Annotated in this window: 4 protein-coding genes and 1 pseudogene; 2 read left to right on the top strand and 3 right to left on the bottom strand. The window is 65.4% G+C overall.

Features of this window, described 5'->3' with window-relative positions:
• A pseudogene (locus tag VGH68_RS15990) lies at nucleotides 1-774 on the top strand (NYN domain protein); the annotation flags it as partial.
• 279 nt (nucleotides 775-1,053) lie between these two features.
• Here VGH68_RS15990 and VGH68_RS15985 read toward each other — a convergent pair.
• From VGH68_RS15985 to xseA, 3 genes are all read right to left on the bottom strand, one after another.
• Complete coding sequence (locus tag VGH68_RS15985; RefSeq protein ID WP_331604622.1) at nucleotides 1,054-1,605, bottom strand: glycine zipper family protein; 552 nt, start codon at nucleotides 1,603-1,605, stop codon at nucleotides 1,054-1,056.
• 840 nt (nucleotides 1,606-2,445) lie between these two features.
• Entirely contained in the window at nucleotides 2,446-3,024 is a 579-nt protein-coding gene (sodB, locus tag VGH68_RS15980; protein ID WP_331604620.1) for a superoxide dismutase [Fe], read from the bottom strand.
• Between the two features lie 230 nt (nucleotides 3,025-3,254).
• Nucleotides 3,255-4,634 carry an exodeoxyribonuclease VII large subunit gene (gene xseA / locus VGH68_RS15975; RefSeq protein ID WP_331604619.1) on the bottom strand — a complete coding sequence of 460 codons (1,380 nt, stop codon included), beginning with the start codon at nucleotides 4,632-4,634 and terminating at the stop codon, nucleotides 3,255-3,257.
• Nucleotides 4,635-5,257: 623 nt separating this feature from the next.
• Between xseA and lpxK the strand changes: the two genes are divergently transcribed.
• Nucleotides 5,258-6,260 (top strand): tetraacyldisaccharide 4'-kinase (lpxK, locus tag VGH68_RS15970; protein ID WP_331604617.1); only part of this gene is annotated, 1,003 nt, incomplete at its 3' end.

The following is a 6,260-nucleotide window of genomic DNA, read 5'->3' as shown; positions in this document are numbered from 1 at the left end:
GGTTTTCGCGCTTTCGGCAATCTGCTGGAAGAAGCACAGGCGCGTGGTCTACTCGAATTCGGCCGTGATGAAAAATCCGGCGCGTATGTGTATCGAAGCGCGGCAGCCAACGTCGGCAACGATGCAGTAAATGAGCCCGGCGAAACCGAGGTAGCTGAACATGCCGTTGAACGCGCCGATGACGCGCAGGACGCGCAAGTGGCCACAGCCGAGTCAGCCGGCAAGCACAAATCGCGCCGCAAAGAACGGGGTAATCGCAAAACGGGCCGTGACCACCACGAAGCCGCTCATCACGAACCGTCTGATGAAAGAGCAGCAGCCATCGAGCCGCCTGCTGACGAAGAGACCGGGCACACCGGGCACACACGACACGTCGAGCGACACCGGCAGGGAGGAACGCAGGAGCCCATACCGTCTGCGAGCGGGCTCCCGGCCGACCAGCCCGACGCCGCTTCGGTAGCGACGGCGCAAAGCATCGCCGCTGCGCCAATAGTCGCTGACAACAATAGCGAGCCGGAAGCTGATCGCGAGCAATCGCAGCAGACCCCGAACGTCAAAAAGCGCGCATCGCGCAAAACGGCCGCAAAAAAGGCGAAGAACAGCACGCCGCGAACGATCGACGAACTCTCTGAGATCGCCGCACCGGCCGAGCCCTCCGCCTCGCACATCAGCAGCCGGGACGAAGCCCCTGCGCCGAGCAGCAAGGCAACGCGAAAAACGGCATCGCGTGGGCGCCGTCCGCGCAAAACGGCGTCAACGGACAACGCGGAGTGAGCACGCGACCAAAACCGTCATACAGCGCTAACACCGCGGTGCCCCGTTCCTAGCCGCCAGATAGGCCTTCGCCGTGGTCGACCATGCGTCGTGGTCACAGTCAACGCCGCGCCCGGCTGTTTGCCCACCACTGCCGGACATCGTTGCGCGCCTGTCTGGCAGACACAACCGAATCCTTGCAATCGCCGACCGTTGAGTTCACGGCCACTGCTGGACCGTCACGCGAACAGCGCAGACGCCGGCAATCGCTGGGTAATCGAGGTTGATCCCGGCAGACGCTCAATAGTACGGATACGGCGAATACATGACCGGAGGCGGTGGCGCGTAATAAGGACCGGGCTGCACGTACGCCGGTTGCGGCGCATAGTAAGGCTGGGGTTGCGCGATGGTGTCGCCCTTGGAGGTCATGCATTGGGCGTAAGCGGCGTCGTAGCGCGCCTGCATGCCTGCGGCCGAATACTGCGCGCCATTTGCGCCGTTCGCGCCACCGATCAGTAGACCGCTACCCGCACCGATGGCCGCGCCCGCGCCGGCGTTGCCCGCGGCCGCGCCGAGCAGCGCGCCGACCGCCGCGCCGCCGAGCGTGCCGAGCGCTGCGCTGTTCACGCTATTCGTCGTGGCTGCCTGCGCGGCGCCGGACGGATTGGTCGAGTGGTTCGCGTAATCGCGGCATGCATAGTCGTCCTGCTGGAACTGTTCGAGCGGCTGGCCGCTATGCGGCAGCGCGACAATGCTCGGACCGGTTGGTGGCGCCACCGCGCAACCGCCGAGCGCGAGCGCGATAACGGCGGCGGGAATGGCGAGGCTGATGGTTTTATAGCGGGAAATCATGGCAGTGCGCTTCTGGACATTGGAATCCAAACGTTAGGCCAATCGCTGGACTCCGTGGTTACCGGATCGTTACAGAAAGTTTTTGCCCTACCGTCGCTGTTGGTCGCGCGAATCATAAAACGCGATGACTGTCCGCGTCATATCGGCTAACGCGTGGGAGTGAACCTGCAATCGAACTGCGCGGCAAGCCCTTAATCTCGCGTCGAACCCCGTCGGCCGCGCGTAACTCAAGCGTAACCCTGCCAGAACGACGCGCCACGACGCTGCGGTGAAGCGGTTCGCCCTGACCACGAGCGCGGCTTGTGCTGCATCCACGGCGGCCTGTTCGCGAAGTCGAATCCAGCCGCGCCCCACGACGCGCTCCGGCAGGCGATAAGGACTTTTCCAGGCACCGCGATCGCACAATGCCCACTACGTCACCCGTGCGCCACACCGCCGAACGCGGCCAAGGCGGCTGGGCCGACGCGCAGCGGACGCGGCCATCGGCATGGGGAAATGTCGACGAACTTCGATCCGAGAGCAGCGAGTGGCCGTCAACTGCCCGGCAGACAAGCCGTTTAGCGCTTCCGCCGCGCCCCACTCACGTGACGCTGCAGTTACCAACTGTGACAATCTTCTTTCAGAAATCGTCATGAAAGACTGTCACCGACGTTTCGAAAAGAGCCTGCGGGCCTCAGCGAGCGAGTACGAAAAATCAATCGCAAAAGCAGAAAGCCCTCGCACGGGAGGGCTTTCATCTTTGCTTCCGCTACCGTGGTCGATCGCAACTGCGAGAATCGGTTCGGCTCGCCGAACTCACTTCCGATTACGAGACTGCACGGCAGACAACAACTGGTGAACTCAAGCGAAGTTCTTCGCCGCGAATTCCCAATTGACGATGTTCCAGAACGCTTCGACGAACTTCGGCCGGGCGTTGCGGTAGTCGATGTAGTACGCGTGCTCCCAGACGTCGATCGTCAGCAGCGGCTTGGCGTCGGTGGTCAGCGGCGTTGCGGCGTTGCTCGTGGAGACCAGATCGAGCGAACCGTCGGCCTTCTTCACGAGCCATGCCCAACCCGAGCCGAACGTGCCGACCGCGGTCTTCGCGAATTCTTCCTTGAACTTGTCGAACGAGCCCCACTTCGCGTTGATCGCATCGGCCAGCGCGCCGCTCGGTGCGCCGCCACCTTGCGGCGACAGGCAGTTCCAGAAGAACGTGTGATTCCACACTTGAGCCGAGTTGTTGAACACGCCGCCCGACGACTTCTTGATGATCTCTTCCAGCGACAGGTTCTCGAACTCCGTGCCTTTGATCAGATTGTTCAGGTTGGTCACATAGGTCTGGTGATGCTTGCCGTAGTGAAACTCGAGCGTCTCTTCCGACATGTGCGGAGCGAGCGCGTTTTTCGCGAACGGCAGCGGCGGGAGCGTATGTTCCATGGTGCTTTCCTTCTGTCTGTATCTGTTGTGGGGAGCCTGCGACGGATGACGCTATCGAGCACTCGATTGTAGGCGACTTGGAATAACCCCGCAAACCAACGGCCTTTATCCGAGCTATGAGAAATGTGCGGCAGCGCGAGGCATCGCAGCAGTCGCGCACGGCGCGTGCCCGGCTCGTTTTCGCGACGACACCGGAGCAGAACGTGCCATCCATCAATGTCGCAAAGAGCTCAGAAGCCGTCGGCCAAGCGCGCTTGCACGTCGGCGAGCGCGACGTCGGCCGAGCCTTCGGCGAGATGCATCGTCAAACGCCGTCCCGGTTTCAGCGACGACGGCGCACGCACCGCGCGACCGGTCTGCGCATCGAGCACAGCCGCATAACCGCGCTCGAGCGTGCGCTGCGGACTCAGTACTTCGAGCCGCGCGGCAAGCGTATCGATACGCGCGAGTTGACGTTCATGCTGACGCAACAACGCCGCGTCCAGACGCTGCGCGAGATTGTCGATGCCCTTGCGTTCAGCCGCCAGGTCCGGCCGCCAGCGCTGCCAGCGCATGTGCAGCAACGCGAAGCGCGCCCGCGCGTCGCGCACCGGACGCGCCCCCGCCGACGCGAGCCGCACCTGCAGCTGCCGCAAATGCGTGCGCTCCCGCGCGAGCCGCTCGGCCGGCGACACCAGCCGGCGCGCGAGCCAATCGAGTTGCTGCGCGCGCCGCTCCATCATGCGGCCGAACGCACGGGCGAGCGTCGCGTGCCGGTGATCGAGTTCGCGCAGCAGCATCACGCGCTGGGGGCTCACCAGTTCGGCGGCGCCAGTCGGTGTCGGCGCGCGCACGTCGGCGGCGAAGTCGGCGATCGTGAAATCGGTTTCGTGACCGACGCCGCTCACCACCGGGATCACGCTCCCGGCGATCGCCCGCGCCAGCACTTCTTCGTTGAACGCCCACAGGTCTTCGATGGAGCCGCCGCCGCGGCACACGATCAGCACGTCGACCTCGCGCCGCGCGCCGGCCGCCTCGATCATCGCAGCGAGTTTCGCGCTGACACCCACACCTTGCACCGGCGCCGGATAGACAATCACCGGTACATGTGGCGCGCGGCGCGACAGCGTGGTCAGAACGTCGCGCAACGCGGCGGCCTGCAACGACGTGACGATGCCGATCGCCCGCGGATGCGCGGGCAACGCGCGCTTGCGCTCCGCCGCGAACAGGCCCTCGGCCTCGAGCTGGGCCTTGAGCCGCAGAAAGGCTTCGTACAGACGCCCCTGGCCAGTACGGCGCACCGCCTCGACGTTCAGTTGCAGCTCGCCGCGCGGCTCGTACATCGTGACCAGCGCGCGCACCTCGATGCGGTCGCCTTCGCGCGGCATGAATTCGGCGTACTGTGCGCGGCCGCGAAACATCACGCAGCGCATTTGCGCCTGCGCGTCCTTGATCGAGAAATACCAGTGGCCGCTCGCGGCACGTGTGAAATTGGACACTTCGCCCGCTACCCAGACAAGCGGGAATGAGCGTTCGAGCATCGTGCCGATCGCGCGGTTCAGCGCGGACACGGGAACGACGGTCTCACCGCCGGGCATCGGCGGCGCAGCAAAAGGGCTTTCGGGAGTCATACGAGGAGTAAGGGGAACAGGCCGGACAGACGATAGACCGACCGGCCATCGCCGTCCAGCCTCACCGCGGAATTGTTAAAAGTGTCCACATGGCGGGAACCGCCTGACGAATTCCGCCAGAACGCCCACCAAAGCCAAGGAATTTGGAGCATGCCATTGATTTATATGGCTTTTAGCTGTCACGAAGAGCGGGGCGTAGCGAGCGAATGGGCGCCGGATGGCCCTTTGCGCTAATCACACTGCAGGTTCTCCACAAAGTTATCCACAGCCGGGCGAGTGGCGAAGGCGCCTGCCCGAGCGGGCGCGACGCGCCACGCGACTTGCCGGGCGGGACGCTCGCGCGCTAGAGTGGCGGGTTCGACGGCATGGCCAACGCACTGCGCAGCGAGTCGTTGCGGCGCGTCGGCCGAAGTCCTTCCAGAAACCTGGCTGATGCGCGCGAGTCCCTTCAGCCCGCAACTCGCGCGTCGTTTCCGCGTCATTTCCAATTGCATTTCGATCGCCCGGAGAATCGCGTTAATGCTGATGCCCCGTATCGCACGCCACACGTCACACGACACCTCCATCTCGCCGCGCCGCCCCGATCCGGCGAACCGCGCTCGGCCTGTACCCGCCACCCGCTCATGAGCACGCTGAAGGATCGTCTCGAAGCGCGCCTCGCGCACGAATGGCAGCAGCGCGGACCGCTCGCCTGGGCGCTCACGCCGCTCGCGTGCGTATTCGGCGCGATCGCGGCCGCGCGGCGCGCCGCCTTCGCGCTCGGCTGGTTGAAAGCATTGCGCGTCGGCGTGCCGGTGGTCGTGGTCGGCAACGTCACCGTCGGCGGCACCGGCAAGACGCCGACCGTGATCGCATTGGTCGAGGCACTGCGCGGCGCGGGTTTCACGCCCGGCGTCGTGTCGCGCGGCTACGGCGCGCGTGTCAGCACGCCGACGCTGGTCACGCCCGGCTCCTCGGCGCGCGTCGGCGGCGATGAGCCGTTGCTGATCGCGCGCCGCTCCGGCGCGCCGGTGTGGGTCTGCCCGGACCGCGTCGGCGCCGCGCAGGCGCTGTGCGCCGCGCACCCCGATGTCGACGTGATCGTCAGCGACGACGGCCTGCAGCACTACCGCCTCGCGCGCGACGTCGAACTGGTCGTGTTCGATCACCGGCTTGGCGGCAACGGTTTCGTGCTGCCGGCCGGGCCGCTGCGCGAGCCGCTGTCGCGCCGCCGCGATGCGACGCTGATCAACGATCCGTACGCGCGCACGCTGCCCCCATGGCCCAACACGTTCGCGCTGCAACTCGCGCCCGCCGACGCCTGGCATCTCGACAGTCCGTCACTGCGCCGCCCGCTCGCGCAATTCGCCGGTCAGCGTGTGCTGGCCGCCGCTGGCATCGGCGCTCCCGAGCGTTTTTTCGCGATGCTGCGCGCGGCCGGCCTCGCGCCCGCAACGCGCGCGCTGCCCGATCACTACGCGTTCGAGCGCAACCCATTCACCGATATCGACGCCGACGCGATCCTGATCACCGAAAAGGATGCGGTAAAATTAGGGTCCTGGCACGACGGGCGCATCTGGGTTGTCCCGGTCGAAGCCGCGCTCGATCATCGCCTCACCGCATTAGTCGTGGAGAAAGTCCGTGGAC

Source organism: Paraburkholderia sp. (assembly GCF_036488505.1).
Lineage (GTDB): Bacteria > Pseudomonadota > Gammaproteobacteria > Burkholderiales > Burkholderiaceae > Paraburkholderia.
This window is presented reverse-complemented; position numbering and strand designations above follow the sequence as displayed.